We start from the raw sequence: 14,928 nt of genomic DNA on the forward strand, positions 1-14,928 counted from the left end.
GTGACTTCGTCCAATTCCTGCTATTTTCTAAGCTCCGCAGCAAAAGTTTGCGACAACCCTTCGACCACCTGGTCGTGGACCGCAGCAACTTCCTCGTCCGTCAGAGTCCGTTCCATATGGCGATATACCAGCGATAAAGCGACGCTCTTCTTGCCTTCACCCAGCTTGGCGCCCGTGAATACGTCGAATACCTCCACCGATTCCAGCAGCTCGCCCGCCTTTTCGCGGATTACGTCGATCAGCGCGCCCGCTTCCACATCGGAGTTTACGACAACAGCGATATCGCGCTGCATCGCCGGATAACGCGGCAGTTCTTGGTACACGTAAGCTTCGCCAGCGTTGCGGTACAACGGTTCAAGCAGCAGCTCAGCGACATACGTATCATCCAGATCCAGCTCCCGCTGCAGCTCCGGATGAAGCTGACCCAGCGTACCGATCCGTTCTTTGCCGACTGTACCGTTCAAGAAGATCGAGGCCGAACGTCCAGGATGGAAGCCCCGCGGCCCATCCGCTTCATATGTCATCTTATCGGCAACTCCCAGGTATTCGAACAGGCTCTCCAGCGCTCCTTTGAGGTCGAAAAAATCCACCTTCTCCGCCGGAGCATTCCAGCGTTTCTCCGCGCGGTCACCCGTCAGCAACAAGGACAGCACCGGCAGCTCGTTTGGCTGCTTGGTCAGCTTCTCCTCGTTGGTACGGAAGACGCTGCCGATTTCAAACAATGCCAAATTGTCTTGCTTGCGATTGCGGTTGTATACAGCGATGTCGATCATCCCTGGCAGCAGACTGCCGCGCAGCACGCTGCGGTCCTCGCTCATCGGCATCGCCAGACGAATCTCCCGATCGCCTTCGGCCAGCTGCGGGAACTTCGCGCTTGCTCCTTCACGGATGAAGGAATAGCCCATCACTTCCTGCCATCCGCCATGGGTGAGCAATTGGCGGATCGTGCGGCGCAACGCCTGCGGTTTCGTATAACCGCCTACTGTCGTTACCCCTTCGATCATCGTTGCCTCGATGTTGTCATAACCGTACAGCCGCGCTACCTCTTCGATCAAATCGACGTCGCGCGTAATGTCACCGCGGCGCGTCGGCACGCGAACTTCGATGACTTCCTCAGAGCCGGCACATTCGAAGCGGAGCCGTCCCAGAATGGCTTTCGCCTCCAGCGAGGAAATGTTTGTGCCCAAGTAATCGTTCAGCTTCTGAAGCGACAGGCTGACGACCTTCTCTTCCGGCTCTTGATGAACGATCTCCACGATCCCTTCCGCTACTTGGCCGCCGGCATAGGCAGCCATCAGCGCTGCTGCGCGATTCAGTGCCGGGATAACGGAGGCCGGATCCACCTCTTTCTCGAACCGTTGCGAAGCTTCCGAACGAAGCCCCAGCGTCCGGGACGTGCGGCGGACACTGCTGCCGGCAAATTTCGCCGACTCCAGGACAATGTTCACCGTTTGATCGGTGACTTCCGTATCGAGTCCGCCCATCACGCCTGCCAGAGCCACCGGACGATCTTCACCGTCCACGATCAATAGTGCACCGGCTTCCAGTTCACGCTCTTGGCCATCCAGCGTCACCAGCTTCTCGCCAGCCTTGGCTTGACGCACGCCCAGCGTACCGCCGGCGATCTTGTCAGCATCAAACGCATGCAGCGGCTGGCCGTATTCCAGCATAACGTAGTTCGTGATGTCGACGATGTTGCTGATCGGGCGAATTCCCGCCGCCATCAGCCGGTTTTGCATCCACAGCGGGGATGGGCCAACCTTGACGTCGGCGATGTAGCGTACCGCGTACCGGCTGCACAGGTCAGGCGCATCGATCTTGACTTGAATCCGCTCCTTCGCCAGTACCCCAGTGGAAGCAAGCTCAGGCTGCGGCAGCTTCACTTCGCGGCTCAAAATCGCGCCTACTTCATAAGCAGCCCCGATCATGCTCAAGCAATCTGACCGGTTAGGCGTAAGGTCGAAGTCCAGCACTTGATCGTCCAGCCCCAGCAGTTCAGTAATCGGCGTGCCGATCTCCACGTCCTCCGGCAACACGAGAATGCCTTCCTGCTGTTCTTTTGGCAGCAGCTTGTCATTCAGACCCAGCTCCTTGGCCGAACAGATCATCCCTTGCGACAAGACGCCGCGCAGCTTGGCTTTTTTGATCTCCAGCCCGCCCGGCAGCTTGGCGCCGACGAGCGCAACTGGTACCTTCTGGCCCGCTGCCACGTTTTTCGCGCCGCATACGATTTGCAGTTCTTCTCCCTGCCCCGCGTCCACGACACAAATGTTCAGCTTGTCTGCGTCAGGATGCTTCTCTTTGCTTTTGACAAAGCCAACCACCACGTTCGAAACGCCTTGATTGCGGTTTTCAATCGAATCGATCTCGATCCCGGACCGGGTGATTTGCTCCGCTAACTCTTCAACGTTAACCCCATCCAGCGAAATATAGTCAGACAACCATTCGGTTGATACTTTCATTGTTAGTTCCCTTCCCTCTTTACGTGAAATTAAACTCTGGCGAACTGCTGCAGGAAACGCAGATCGTTGTTGAAGAAGTAGCGGATGTCGTCAACGCCGTACTTCAGCATCGCAATCCGTTCTACGCCCATTCCAAAAGCGAAGCCGCTATACTCCTCAGGATCGTATCCACTCATCTCCAGCACGCGCGGATGCACCATGCCGCTGCCCAAAATTTCCAGCCAGCCGGACTGTTTGCACACCCGGCAACCATGGCCGCCGCACTTCATGCACGTTACGTCAACCTCAACGCTTGGCTCCGTGAATGGGAAGAAGCTGGGGCGCAGACGAATTTGCGTGTTGGGCCCAAACATTTTGCGGGTGAATTCCAGCAGAGTGCCTTTCAGATCGCTCATCCGGATGCGCTTGCCCACAACCAGCCCTTCAATTTGATGGAACTGGAACGAGTGGGTGGCATCGTCGTCATCCCGGCGGAACACGCGTCCCGGGCAAATAATTTTAACCGGTACTTCCCCCTGCATCGCTTCCATCGTCCGTACCTGCACCGGCGACGTTTGCGTCCGCATAAGCAGATCTTCCGTCAGATAGAAGGAATCCTGCATATCGCGGGCCGGATGGTCCTTCGGCAGATTCAGCGCTTCGAAATTGTGGTAGTCCGTTTCCACTTCAGGTCCTTCCGCAATCCGGTACCCCATGCCGATGAAAATCTCTTCGATTTCCTGAATCACCTGGTTCAGCGGATGAACGCTTCCTTGCTTCAGCGGGCGACCTGGCAGCGTAACGTCCACTTTCTCCGCAGCCAGCCGTGCTTCAGTTTCTTGGCGTTGGAACATCGCTTGCTTCTCTTCGATCACCGCTTCGATCGCGGCTCTGACCTCGTTGCCGATCTGACCGATCACCGGACGCTCCTCAGTGCTTAAGGAACCCATCCCGCGCAAAATCTCAGTTAATGCGCCCTTTTTGCCCAAATATTTGACCCGAAGGTCGTTCAAATGCCCGGCATCAACGGTTTCTGCCAGCTCTTTGAGCGCCTCCGCTTTTAGTGCTTCAAGACGTTCTTTCATGAATAGCTCCTCCTAAAGGCAAAATAAAAAGGCCTTCTCTCCCGTAAGGGACGAAAAGACCGTGGTACCACCCTTGTTAGAGCACGGCATAAACCTGCCAGCCACTTGGCTTGGGAGGTGCACATTGCTCTCACTCCAACGAAATAACGGCTCGTAACCGGTATCCCCTAATGTGCCGGACTGCAATCCATCGCCTTGCGACGCTAGATATGACAGCAGCGGCAGTTCAAGGAACTGCTCCGGAGTGAACTTCGGCAGTTCCGATTCCCTAGCGACGCTCTCAATCTCCGGCGTCCCTTCCCTGTTGGTCGGTTCCTGCTTACTCTTCTCCATCCACGCATTTCTTGTCATAATTACCTGCTATTATATGCTAAACGGACATCCGTTGGCAAGTCAGCGGTGAATTATGGTATCTTAAAGAGGTTATACCAAACGCCATGCAAACACGTCAAGGAGTGACTCGCCCAATGAACGGCAACGAACGCAAGAACATCAGACCTGGCCTCACCGTGGATATCGTCTTAAAAAAAGATCAGCCCACCGGCAAACTGACGCGCGGCGTAGTCAAGGACATTCTGACGAATTCCGCAACCCATCCGCACGGCATTAAGGTGCGGTTGCAGGACGGACAGGTAGGCCGAGTGAAAGTGATTCACCCTGACAACGCATAACTGATTTCAAAGACTTAGATCCGCCTTACCGGATGCCGCAGTCATCGAACACCCGATACACCATAAGCGGACGAAATAAAAGCGCCAGCTCCACATAGTTGAGCCGCTCGTCTGGCATTTGGGCATCCAGAGGCACGATCTCCAGCTTCCGACGATCGAACCGGGTCCCCGTAACTTCCAGCTCTTCGATCCGGCTGATTTTAAATATGCGCAACTCCCGACTCTTCAGGCAAAAACACTGCAAATACCAAGAGCGATTCTTAAACTGCAGCTTCATCGGCTCGACTTGACGCTCGGTTCTTTGCCCATACGAGCTATAGTAAACGAATTTTACGACCCTTTGCTCCAGTATAGCCGTTTTCAGCTTTCCAAATTTGCTAGCGCTCTGCTTCCCCGCTGTTCCAGCCAGAGAAATCGACATCAATCCAGTGAACCTCTTCTTTGTGAAAAAGAGTGCTCAGCTTCGCTAAAATTTGGCTCGTTTGCAGGGCATTTGTCGCTTCCAGGCTTTGCAGCCCAAACAAAATTTCCTTCTGCTCGTCTTCAGACAACAGTTCCTGAAGACAAGTATACCCTACAAATAAGACACCGCAATGTCATATTAATCATAACCACCCGTCCAACGGGTGGTTTGCTCTTGGGGTATAACCCCTTGTTGCCAAACTGCGCCTAAAGACGCTAGCCTGACAATAAAATTGTTCAGGCTCAGTGTTTTTGTCACTTTCACTTACCAGTTAAACTGGTTTACTTTTTCTTGCTACCGTTTCTGCTAAATGGATCTTCATACTCTTTGACGCTCAGTTTATCGATTGCCTGGTCATGTGCTTCCTGCTCGCGGATATACTTTGCGACAGTGGCCTCATTCAAGCCCACTGTGCTTACGTAGTATCCCTCCGCCCAAAATTTCCGATTTCCATATTTATACTTTAGGGTGGCATGCTTTTCGAATATCATTAGTGAGCTCTTTCCCTTCAGATACCCCATAAATGAGGATACTGAGATTTTGGGTGGTATCGCTACCAGCATGTGTACATGATCCGGCATCATGTGGCCTTCTATGATCTCCACTCCCTTGTATTTGCACAGACGCTTAAATATTTCGATCAAATCTCTCCTCACTTGATTATAGATCTCTTTCCGTCTATACTTCGGGGTGAACACGATATGGTATTTGCACATCCACTTCGTGTGAGCTAAACTATAGCTCTTGTTTGCCATCTAAGACCATTCCTTTCTTTTATTGAGCCTGAACATCTCAATTTTATGGGAATGGTCTAGTTGGTCAAACCTTCGTTCCTCCACCCGCATAGCGGGTGGTTTTTTGTTTCGCACGCTTCGCGAGCTCAACTGGCTAAAGCCATAATAAAGAAGAGCTCTCAATGAGAGCTCTTCTGCTTGATGGCTGTAAGTTACGCCGTACGTTTCATGTTCAGCGGTTGCTTAGGTGTTGGGGCTTGCGTTCCGGCATCGCTATTTTTGTGGAACAGCTTGCGGAGGTAAGGCATTACGTAGTAGTCGAGACCGATTTTACCAGCGTTTGCGGCTGCCACAAGAACCAGGACTTCAAGGATTAACATTTGTGCGTTGGTGCTTACCGTACCCGAGAAGAGGAACGCGGCGTTCATCACGAAGCCCATCAGTGCGGCGAAGGTGGTGAAGGTACCGAGGATCAGCCCCAGACCAACCAGGAACTCACCGTAAGGCACCAGGAAGTTAAAGAGTCCGACATTTGGCAGGGCCACGTGTTCCAGGAAGGCTGCCCACCAGCCTTGTACGGCTGGATGGTCGCCGGTGCTGTTCGCGATCGCTCCGGTCAGGAAGCCTGCGGCATCGAAACCGCCGGTGATTTTGTGATAGCCAGCTTCGATCCATTGGTAGCCAAGGTAGACGCGGATGACGGTCAAGAGCCACATTGCCACTTTGTTTGTTCTGAGGAAATTGTTAAACATAAGAACCACTCCTTTGATTTATCTTTAGTTTTTGTTTTTGGGATGATCATCTTTGATGTTTTTATTATATGTGATTTTTTTCACTATATATGTGATTTAAATCACAAATATCAGAATTTGAGAAAATTAATTTTAAGTTACATTCCAGCACAACAATAAAATCCTTACCGAAGTGGGCTTCGTTGTGCAGGAGAAGTTTTTAAACATGGACAAATAAACAGTCACTGTTTTGCTCTTTGCATACAATATTTTGAATTAATCTATAGGGAGATGAGTCTAATGTATTTTTACCCGACATGCCCAACACAAACCGTTGTTGATCCCCCAGTGTCGATTTACGAAAACTACTATCACCCTCAATTGGTTCAAGTTATTCACCCAATTGAAATCATTAGAAAGCATCACTGTGTCCCCATTCCACAACACATTTATGAGTATTCCGTCAAAGACGTAATGTGTCATGTATCCAGCCTTAAAAAACACAAAAAGAGAAGATAACTATTTCAGCAGTCATCTGATATGACCACTTTAGACGGTGCTCTGGTGGTCTTTTCTTTTTTCCGCCAGATTAGAACCGCTGTCTGCCGGGGAGCAACAAAAAAAGGCCGGCGTCCCGGCTTTGAGCCGAGTGCCTGGCCGCACATTTGAGCGCTGAAGTCGCGCTCTGATACGACTGACCGCTATACACACGAGACAGAAACGGTCAATCGAGCGCTCATTAATCCGCTCGAAAATCTGAATCCTGAAATTTGCCCCATGAACCTAAAGTCGTCTATCGTTTGTCGAAATTTACGCAAAAGAAAAACCCTTGCGTCACAAGGGTTTCAGAGAAAAAATAAGCGGGTGATGGGAATCGAACCCACGCTACCAGCTTGGAAGGCTGGAGTTCTACCATTGAACTACACCCGCAATCTTACAATCGGGACGACACGATTCGAACATGCGACCCCCTGGTCCCAAACCAGGTGCTCTACCAAGCTGAGCTACGTCCCGTTAGTTTTAGGCCTTTTGAGAAGGCAGAAATTAATATATCACGTTTCGCCTGCGAGCGCAAGCGAAACCTGCCAGCAGCTTCTGTGCCGGCAGGTGGCTTGCGATCCTCCGCATTCATGAAACGGAGTTATCGTTATTCATATATACTCCGCCCTGACCTTCTTCCACAATATAAACATCAAAATGATTGGATCCCCGCAAGACGAACTTAAATTCCTTGCCCTTAGGGGCTCTTAAATGTGATGTTTTAAAATGACCGGCTCCAGGATTAACTTTGCCCATTAGAGAGACTGACTGGTCTTCTGCTGACAATATCAAACCTTTATCCAAATGTTCTCTATCGTTATAGAACTGAAGTGTAGGATGGGTATCCTGCGTATCGGCTGGAACGGTTCTGACAGCTATACCACCATCGGCCGTGTTGGCGAGAGTAAATCGGTAGCCATCTTTCAGTTCCAATTCATGCTCATGCTCTGAAACATAATGTTCTACACGTCCAGTTTCGAGGTTGTAGAATAATTCGGCTGACAATGTATTCGGCCACATCCCGTTCACCTCGGAACCATCCGGTAAAGTCGCTCTAATAAAATATAATATCGTCGTTTCACTAGGCATTCGACTTGCAGGGATCAAACGAGCGGTTACCTCGCTAATCCAGCTTTTGATCACAGTATCACTTGCTTGGATGTCCTTGAATCCCCATCCTAAGCGGAACAAAGCGATCTGAGCTTGGGATAGAGCATAGTATATTCCCAACCGAGGAATGATGCGTTCGAATGTCGTGATCGTTTTGTCCATGGCTGTTACCGTCTCTGATGTACCTGCCGCTGAAATTCCGTATGGAGAAGCAACTTCTGCTTTAAAATGAGAGTCAAGGAATATAAGCTCACCCTCACTCTTGTTCAACTTAATCTTAAGTGCAGGGTTGGCAGTTCCTTCACGATAAAGCTCTATCGCTCTGTTCAAGCCAGTGGGCTCTCTATACTTGCCTGTGTCGGAGATTTTACCGAATCGTCTCACCAATAAATGATCCAGATTCTCTAGCAAAAGCTTTCGATTGGCCTCATTGCCTATGGATTCAGCATCAAGCCCTAATAATCTGGCGATCCCTTCTGGCTGAAAAGGGTCTGCCGGATAATTCATCGTTAGCGCGAAGTGTTCCTTAAGCCGCCCAGATAATAAGTTTAACTCTGACTCTATCAACAAATCGCAAAGATGTGACACATCCTCATTCAAATACATATATACGAAACTCTCATTTGCAATGATCGTTTTCAATACGTTCGCAAGATACATGTCACCTATCAAATAATCAGAACCGACTTGTAGAGCAAGACGTCCATCATCTGTAAATCCAGCTCTAACCGATGGCAGAGCAAGTTCAACATGATGCTCTAACTTCAAAGCAATCCCAGGTTCCGTGGATGTACTCTCATTGTCGTCAATTGCTGACTTTTTTTTCATACGCATCGAAACCCCCTAATATATGACTGCCCAAAGATTCCCTCGAAGGGAAGTAAAATTTTAAGCGTTTGTCTGCTTGTTTTCTTTGGCGATTTCTTTTCGAACAATCGGTGCGACTCGGGTGCCAAACAACTCAATGGCGCGCAGGACTTCACGATGAGGCATTGTGCCAATATTCAGATGCAGGAAGAAGCGGTTGGTTCCCAACATTTTGCGGGTGTGAAGAATCTTCTCTGCAACATATTCAGGATCACCGACATAGAGGGAACCATCCATCTTGCGATTCAACTCATAGGATACTTCGGTGTATGGCGCCCAGCCCAATACTCTGCCGAGTTCGTTCATTTGAACGACCTGGTAAGGTCGGTGTAACCGAACCGCCTCCTCGGTTGTGTCACTAACGAAACCATGCGAGTGTGTCGCAATTTTAAGCTTACTTACATCATGGCCTGCACTTGCAGCTGCTTGTTTATACAATTCGACGAGCGGCGCAAATCTTTCCGGGTTGCCGCCAATGATCGCAAAAACAATAGGCAATCCCAACGCTCCTGCTCGAATAGCCGAATCCGGTCGTCCTCCAGACCCAATCCACACCGGAAGCGGGTCTTGGACAGATCGCGGATAGACGCCGAGATTATGAATCGCCGGGCGATGACCGCCTCGCCATGTGACTTTTTCTGAAGCTCTAATCTTGAGCAGCAGTTCAAGATGTTCTTCAAACAATTCATCATAGTCATTTAAGTCGTAGCCAAACAACGGGAACGAATCAACAAAGGCGCCTCTGCCGACCATAATTTCAGCCCGACCATTAGTGATGCTGTCCAGCGTTGAAAATTGTTGATAGACACGAACTGGATCATCCGAGGAAAGGACGGTGACAGCACTCGTGAGCCGAATTCGCTTAGTTAAAGCAGCTGCAGCAGCAAGGATGACGGCTGGAGCCTCAGAGGCAAAATCAAACCGTTGATGTTCTCCGATCCCAAACACGTCAAGACCAGCCTGATCAGCAACAACGATCTCTTCGATCCCATTTCGAATCCGCTCGGGATGGCTGACCCGCTTGCCCGTTACAGGATCTGGTGAAGTTTCTAGAAAGGTGTTAATACCTAGTTCAAAATCTATGGATTCCGTCATGATGATCCTCCTTCATTTTCTGTAATTAACGATGTCCGGCAGCAACGTTTTTGTGTGCGATTTGATTAAGACGTTGAAGGTCCGAATCTGTAAGCTCAACCTGCAAAGCCGCAATATTTTCTTCTAAATACTTTCTTCTTTTCGTTCCTGGAATAGGCACAATATCGTTACCTTGCATCAAAATCCATTTCAAAGCCAATTGGGGTGCAGTGCATCCTTTTTCTGCCGCCATTTCTTTAATCTGAGCAACAAATTGAAGGTTTTTCTGTAAGTTTTGTCCTTGAAATCTTGGGAAGTTACGTCTTACATCGCTGTAATCCAAATCCTCGTATCGCTGAATTGTCCCGGTTAAGAACCCACGTCCAAGCGGGCTGTAGGCGACAAATCCAATGCCCAGCTCTCTGAGAGTAGGAAGAACTTCGTCTTCAATGTCGCGAGACCATAAGGAATATTCCGTTTGCACTGCCGTAATTGGATGAACTGCATGTGCTCTGCGGATTAGTTGAGCCGGGGCTTCCGAAAGACCGATATAACGGACCTTCCCTTCTCTCACCAAGTCAGCCATCGCCCCTACCGTCTCCTCGATGGGGGTATAAGGATCGATCCGGTGCAGATAATACAGGTCAATGTGGTCAACACCTAATCTGCGCAAGCTTGCTTCGGCAGCTGCCTTCACATATCTCGGGCTGCCGTTATAGCCCCAATAGCCTTCCTCACGTACAACCCCAAACTTGGTTGCTAAAACAACCTCGTCACGCCGATCTTTAATCGCTTTTCCTACCAGCTTCTCATTTTCTCCGTTACCGTACAGATCTGAAGTGTCCAAGAAGTTTACACCAAGGTCCAATGCTCGATGAATCGTCCCTATCGATTCCTGTTCATCCCGGTCACTGCCGTAAAAATCAGACATCGTCATGCAGCCTAATCCCATCGCTGAGACTTTCAGTCCACTTGACCCCAGGGCTCTTTTTTCCATAAATATCTCTCCTTTGTCTTTTGTTTTTTATGTCAAGAAATAACATTTCACAATGATCTACATGCTTAGATTTTAATTGTAATTAGCTTCGCCCCCTTTTTATCGAACGTTCGTTCATATCGCTTTAAAAATAATTATTTTATCGAACGTTCGATCGATTTGATGCAAATTAAAGTTAACTCATCAACTCGATCGAACGTTCGATCTATTGAAGTGAAAAAAGAGGCTGTTCATGCTTTGATCGCATCCCAGCTCATTTGAATCATTTTGTCGATGTTGTCTGGGGTGAATTCATACTCACCGTTAATATACTCTTTGCCCATTTGGACAAAAGGCAAGCAGGAGTAAGTAACTAACAGATTCGTTTCCGAATCCTTAAACAGCCCTTCCTTAATCCCCCTTTCGAATAAAGGATACATCGGCTTAAATACACCACCGCTTTGATCTTTACAGTGTTTTTGGATAAATGGCGAATCAAAAAACTGTTCCATCAACAGAAAATTAGCTTGATTATTCACGATGTAACTGGAGTAATTCCGCAAGATCTTCTCAAAGGCAGCCCTGACTGACATGTCCTCCGTAACGCCAAGAAACATTTTCTCATGCATTTGTTCCTTAAGCTTAAAGTATAGCTTAATCAACAAGTCTTCTTTACTTTCAAAATAGAAGTAAATGGTCGACGACGAGATGTTTGCCCGCTTCGCAATTTTGGACATGGAGATCTCGGATAGTCCAATTTCATTGAGAAGTTCAATTGTTGTTTGATAGATCAGTTCGGATTTGTTATCAGATTTGTTTTTCATGGCCACATTATAATCGAACGTTCGATCGAAAGTCAATATTCAGCCCTTTCGTTTTTTTTACCTAAAATCATAAAAAATTCCTTAGCCGGCTAGCCGGCTAAGGAATTCACTCTCCAGCACCCCGGCAGACACCGGCTTGCTAAACAGATATCCTTGTCCTTCATGGCAACGTTGGAGCTTCAGAAACTCCAGTTGCTCCTCGTTCTCAACACCTTCGGCCGTCACCTTCAGCTTTAAGTGATGAGCCATGGTGGTGATTGTGGAGACGATCGCCGCGTCGTTTCCGTCGCACATGACCTCTTTGACGAAGGCACGATCAATTTTTAACCGATCGATCGGCAGACTTTTTAAATAATATAGCGAGCTGTAGCCTGTGCCAAAATCATCGATACTGATATGTATACCTAAACGCTTCAAGCGATGAAGCTGATCCAGCGCGGTTTCAATATCGTATGTCATGCTTTCCGTCACTTCCAGCTCGAGATATTGTGGATCTAACCCTACCTCACGCAGGATTGCGTCCACGTGCTCCGCTAAATTATATTGCCGGAACTGGCGCATCGACAAATTGACGGACACACAAACGGGCTCGAATCCTTCCTGCTGCCATTTCTTATTATACTGGCAAGCCGTTCTTAGCACCCATTCACCAAGAGGAACGATCAGCCCATTCTCTTCGGCTAGCGGAATGAATTCACTTGGAGGTATCAGTCCCCGCTTCGGATGGTTCCAACGGACAAGTGCCTCCATCCCAACCATTTTCCCCGTATCCAAACTGATCTGCGGCTGGAACTCCAGGAAGAATTCCCCCCGCTCCAGCGCCTTGCGCATATCATTCTCAAGCTCTACCTTCGCTTGGGTGCGCTGTTTCATCGATGCATGATAACGCAGAAACTCTACGCCTTGCTCCTTCGCATGGTGTACTGCCATATCGGCAAATTGGATCAACTGGTTGACCGAGTCGGCGTCATTCGGAAATACAGACAACCCCATACTCAAGGAAATATGATATTCTGTGTCATCGATGAGGACCCCGGGATCAACAGAGGCTAACAGCTGCTTGGCCCGCTCCTCGACGGCCGAAACATCCGGCAGCTCGGAGAAGACCACGGCGAATTCGTCCTCGCCCACCCGGTACACCCATTGCTGAGGGCCTTCAAGCACCGCTAACCGACTTCCGAGCTCGGTCAGCACTTTGTCCCCCGCACTGTAACCTAGCGAGTCGTTAATCGCCTTAAACCGGTCGATATTGATCACCGCCACACCGATACAAGCTCGCGAAAAAACCAAGAGCTCGTCCAACTGCTCCTTCATTTGTCGCAGGTTCGGCAGTCCGGTCAAATCATCATGGTAGGCCATATGCTTCATCTGGGCTTCCACGAACAGTTGATCGCGCAACGGTTCTTCAATCGTCAGTCGGTAAACCCCTTTTAATACGATGTAATACGAAATGGCCATATACCCTTGCCCCAACGCCTGAGTTAACCCCTCCACTTGCCCCGGCGGACAGATCAGCAAGACATGACCCATCGCCATGAAGAGCAGTGCCCTGGTTACCATCATCATGGCTGAAGGGCGCTCCGTCCGATGTCGATAAAGAACAGCCGTAGCGACAAGGAGGTACAGCAGAGGAATCCCCGCTTGCATCATCAGTTGCAGAAGCTCCGTTTCCAATAGTAGCGGCAAGCGGTCTTGATATCGATTTAACACAAACAGACCTAACAGCGTCAAGAAGACGGCACTGGCGAACATCGTCACTTTCTGCTGCCCGGACACCTGCTGATCCGTCACAGCAAAGATCCGCAGCATCCCAAAAGCTCCTATTAAATGGGAGATCACCAGAAACCAGGTCGCCAAATTTTCGTTCGGTTCGAAGCCAAGCAGCGAGATATCACCGTACGAAACGGTGTACAGAATATCCAATATCCCGATCATTGAAAATAACACGGCCGTGTACAGTCGCTGCTTGGAAAGTTTGTCGGTAAACAGAATCCATCCCTGTGCGAAGATCGCGAAGGATATGGCCATGCACATGAGACCTGTCAAAAGATGCAACGTTTGGACAACCTCGGCCGTTCCTGGCGGAAACCTGTTCCATGCCGACAACTGGACAACCCCGATCATCGCCGCCAATCCGATTACCCCTTGGATGATTGTCGTTCGTTCCTCTGCCCTAATCCTCAATGCGTATCAACCTCCGGAGGTAAGTACTTATCGATCCGTCATGAGTTGTACTATTCAACATTTTCCGCTTATTTCCTTCCTTTTTCTCAAATTTGTCGAGGAAAAATAAAAGCCCGGGCGCGAGGCCCGGGCTTACCTTTTTAGGATTTTTTAGGACGATGGACTGTTGTTTCCGGCGTCGTCAGTTTATCGTAAAAATCGACGACTTTGTCTTTGTCGTCTGAAGCCCGAAGCGCCATCGCGGAACGCGGATGCTCATCAAGCGTCCCCGTGATCATGTAAGGGATCAGGTACCCCCACTCTTCCTTCTCGCGAAGCGGGATCAAGAGCTCCTCCAGCACTTCTAGTACAGGACGCAGTTTATAGTTCGTCCCCTTCAGATGGGTCACAAGCAGCTCGGTTGGACAGTTGCCAGCCGCGCGCCCCATGCCATACACGGAAGCGTCTAGCAGTTCAACCCCATTTTCAGCAGCTACCAACGTATTAGAAAAGGCCAACTGCATGTTGTTATGGGTATGAACACCCAGCCGTTTGCCCGGCAAATGGGTCTTGAACTTGTTGACCAAATGCTCCATGTCTTTATAATCGAGGCTTCCGTACGAATCAACAATGTAGACAACGTCAACGACGCTATCCTTGATCATCTCAAAAGCTTCCAGCAGTTCATGCTCCATCACGTTGGACAACGCCATAATATTCAACGTCGTCTCGTAGCCGCGATCATGGAACAACTGTACCAGCTGCAGAGCTTTGTCCACATCTTTAATGTAGCAAGCCACCCGAATTAAATCGAGGACGCTTTCGCTGCGCGGTAAAATATCATTTTCGTCTACCCGGCCGATATCGACCAGTGCGGATAGCTTCGTCGTTCCTTTTTGAGGAATTACCTTGCGCAGGAAATCGTCGTCCAGAAACCGCCAAGGACCGGCTTCATCGGCGCCTTTCAGCAGCTTCGGCGAGTTTTTGTAGCCGATTTCCATATAATCCACACCCGCCTCATTCAGGCCTGCGTACAATTTTTGCACAAATTCTACGCTGAAGTCCCAGTTATTCACCAGTCCTCCATCACGGATGGTGCAGTCGACGATTTTGCAATTGTTGGCTTTCATCTGGCATATTCCTCTCCATCGTGTCATTTTACTATCCATCTTACTAAAGGTTGTTCGAAAAGTCATCTTTGGATCACGAAGTAACTCAAGAAGTTTCATTCGGCGTCGAATCTTGAATT

General features: G+C 49.3%; 13 protein-coding genes and 2 tRNA genes. 1 reads left to right on the forward strand and 14 read right to left on the reverse strand.

Annotation, left to right across the window (positions count from 1 at the left end):
• Positions 1-20: 20 nt before the first annotated feature.
• The 3 genes from pheT to C812_RS12225 are packed head-to-tail and all read right to left on the reverse strand — an operon-like array spanning position 21 to position 3,877.
• Positions 21-2,462 carry a phenylalanine--tRNA ligase subunit beta gene (gene pheT / locus C812_RS12215; protein WP_016312964.1) on the reverse strand — a complete coding sequence of 814 codons (2,442 nt, stop codon included), beginning with the start codon at positions 2,460-2,462 and terminating at the stop codon, positions 21-23.
• A 29-nt stretch (positions 2,463-2,491) separates the two neighbouring features.
• A complete protein-coding gene (pheS, locus tag C812_RS12220) occupies positions 2,492-3,526 on the reverse strand; it encodes a phenylalanine--tRNA ligase subunit alpha (RefSeq protein ID WP_016312965.1) in 1,035 nt (344 codons plus the stop codon).
• 12 nt (positions 3,527-3,538) lie between these two features.
• A complete protein-coding gene (locus C812_RS12225) occupies positions 3,539-3,877 on the reverse strand; it encodes a hypothetical protein (RefSeq protein WP_016312966.1) in 339 nt (112 codons plus the stop codon).
• 116 nt (positions 3,878-3,993) lie between these two features.
• Between C812_RS12225 and C812_RS12230 the strand changes: the two genes are divergently transcribed.
• Positions 3,994-4,197 (forward strand): YwbE family protein, encoded by a 204-nt coding sequence (locus tag C812_RS12230; protein ID WP_016312967.1) that lies wholly within the window; start codon positions 3,994-3,996, stop codon positions 4,195-4,197.
• 25 nt (positions 4,198-4,222) lie between these two features.
• On the opposite strand, the gene C812_RS12235 is transcribed toward C812_RS12230, so the two are convergent.
• From C812_RS12235 to C812_RS12285, 11 genes are all read right to left on the reverse strand, one after another.
• Positions 4,223-4,618: a WYL domain-containing protein gene (locus C812_RS12235; RefSeq protein ID WP_016312968.1), complete on the reverse strand. Its 396-nt coding sequence runs from the start codon at positions 4,616-4,618 to the stop codon at positions 4,223-4,225.
• Between the two features lie 323 nt (positions 4,619-4,941).
• On the reverse strand, positions 4,942-5,415 hold the full coding sequence (tnpA, locus tag C812_RS12240; RefSeq protein ID WP_016311435.1) for an IS200/IS605 family transposase: 474 nt from the start codon (positions 5,413-5,415) through the stop codon (positions 4,942-4,944).
• A 191-nt stretch (positions 5,416-5,606) separates the two neighbouring features.
• Positions 5,607-6,146, reverse strand: coding sequence for a DoxX family protein (locus tag C812_RS12245; RefSeq protein ID WP_016312969.1), 540 nt, complete (start codon positions 6,144-6,146; stop codon positions 5,607-5,609).
• Between the two features lie 838 nt (positions 6,147-6,984).
• A tRNA-Gly gene (locus C812_RS12250) sits at positions 6,985-7,055 on the reverse strand.
• 10 nt (positions 7,056-7,065) lie between these two features.
• Positions 7,066-7,139, reverse strand: a tRNA-Pro gene (locus tag C812_RS12255).
• Positions 7,140-7,253: 114 nt separating this feature from the next.
• Positions 7,254-8,603, reverse strand: coding sequence for a hypothetical protein (locus C812_RS12260; RefSeq protein ID WP_036625130.1), 1,350 nt, complete (start codon positions 8,601-8,603; stop codon positions 7,254-7,256).
• 60 nt (positions 8,604-8,663) lie between these two features.
• Entirely contained in the window at positions 8,664-9,737 is a 1,074-nt protein-coding gene (locus C812_RS12265; protein WP_016312972.1) for an Atu2307/SP_0267 family LLM class monooxygenase, read from the reverse strand.
• 25 nt (positions 9,738-9,762) lie between these two features.
• Complete coding sequence (locus C812_RS12270; RefSeq protein WP_016312973.1) at positions 9,763-10,713, reverse strand: aldo/keto reductase; 951 nt, start codon at positions 10,711-10,713, stop codon at positions 9,763-9,765.
• Positions 10,714-10,943: 230 nt separating this feature from the next.
• Positions 10,944-11,516 carry a TetR/AcrR family transcriptional regulator gene (locus C812_RS12275; RefSeq protein WP_036625392.1) on the reverse strand — a complete coding sequence of 191 codons (573 nt, stop codon included), beginning with the start codon at positions 11,514-11,516 and terminating at the stop codon, positions 10,944-10,946.
• An 81-nt stretch (positions 11,517-11,597) separates the two neighbouring features.
• Positions 11,598-13,700, reverse strand: a complete 2,103-nt coding sequence (locus tag C812_RS12280) for a putative bifunctional diguanylate cyclase/phosphodiesterase (protein ID WP_016312975.1) — start codon at positions 13,698-13,700, stop codon at positions 11,598-11,600.
• A 140-nt stretch (positions 13,701-13,840) separates the two neighbouring features.
• Positions 13,841-14,809 carry an aldolase catalytic domain-containing protein gene (locus C812_RS12285; protein WP_016312976.1) on the reverse strand — a complete coding sequence of 323 codons (969 nt, stop codon included), beginning with the start codon at positions 14,807-14,809 and terminating at the stop codon, positions 13,841-13,843.
• Positions 14,810-14,928: the final 119 nt, after the last annotated feature.

Source organism: Paenibacillus barengoltzii G22 (genome assembly GCF_000403375.2).
Lineage (GTDB): Bacteria > Bacillota > Bacilli > Paenibacillales > Paenibacillaceae > Fontibacillus > Fontibacillus barengoltzii.

Coding starts and splice junctions, on each gene's coding strand:
- pheT (WP_016312964.1), bottom strand. CDS start 2,462: ATGAAAGTATCAACCGAATGGTTGTCTGACTATATTTCGCTGGATGGG.
- pheS (WP_016312965.1), bottom strand. CDS start 3,526: ATGAAAGAACGTCTTGAAGCACTAAAAGCGGAGGCGCTCAAAGAGCTG.
- C812_RS12225 (WP_016312966.1), bottom strand. CDS start 3,877: ATGACAAGAAATGCGTGGATGGAGAAGAGTAAGCAGGAACCGACCAAC.
- C812_RS12230 (WP_016312967.1), top strand. CDS start 3,994: ATGAACGGCAACGAACGCAAGAACATCAGACCTGGCCTCACCGTGGAT.
- C812_RS12235 (WP_016312968.1), bottom strand. CDS start 4,618: ATGTCGATTTCTCTGGCTGGAACAGCGGGGAAGCAGAGCGCTAGCAAA.
- tnpA (WP_016311435.1), bottom strand. CDS start 5,415: ATGGCAAACAAGAGCTATAGTTTAGCTCACACGAAGTGGATGTGCAAA.
- C812_RS12245 (WP_016312969.1), bottom strand. CDS start 6,146: ATGTTTAACAATTTCCTCAGAACAAACAAAGTGGCAATGTGGCTCTTG.
- C812_RS12260 (WP_036625130.1), bottom strand. CDS start 8,603: ATGAAAAAAAAGTCAGCAATTGACGACAATGAGAGTACATCCACGGAA.
- C812_RS12265 (WP_016312972.1), bottom strand. CDS start 9,737: ATGACGGAATCCATAGATTTTGAACTAGGTATTAACACCTTTCTAGAA.
- C812_RS12270 (WP_016312973.1), bottom strand. CDS start 10,713: ATGGAAAAAAGAGCCCTGGGGTCAAGTGGACTGAAAGTCTCAGCGATG.
- C812_RS12275 (WP_036625392.1), bottom strand. CDS start 11,516: ATGAAAAACAAATCTGATAACAAATCCGAACTGATCTATCAAACAACA.
- C812_RS12285 (WP_016312976.1), bottom strand. CDS start 14,809: ATGAAAGCCAACAATTGCAAAATCGTCGACTGCACCATCCGTGATGGA.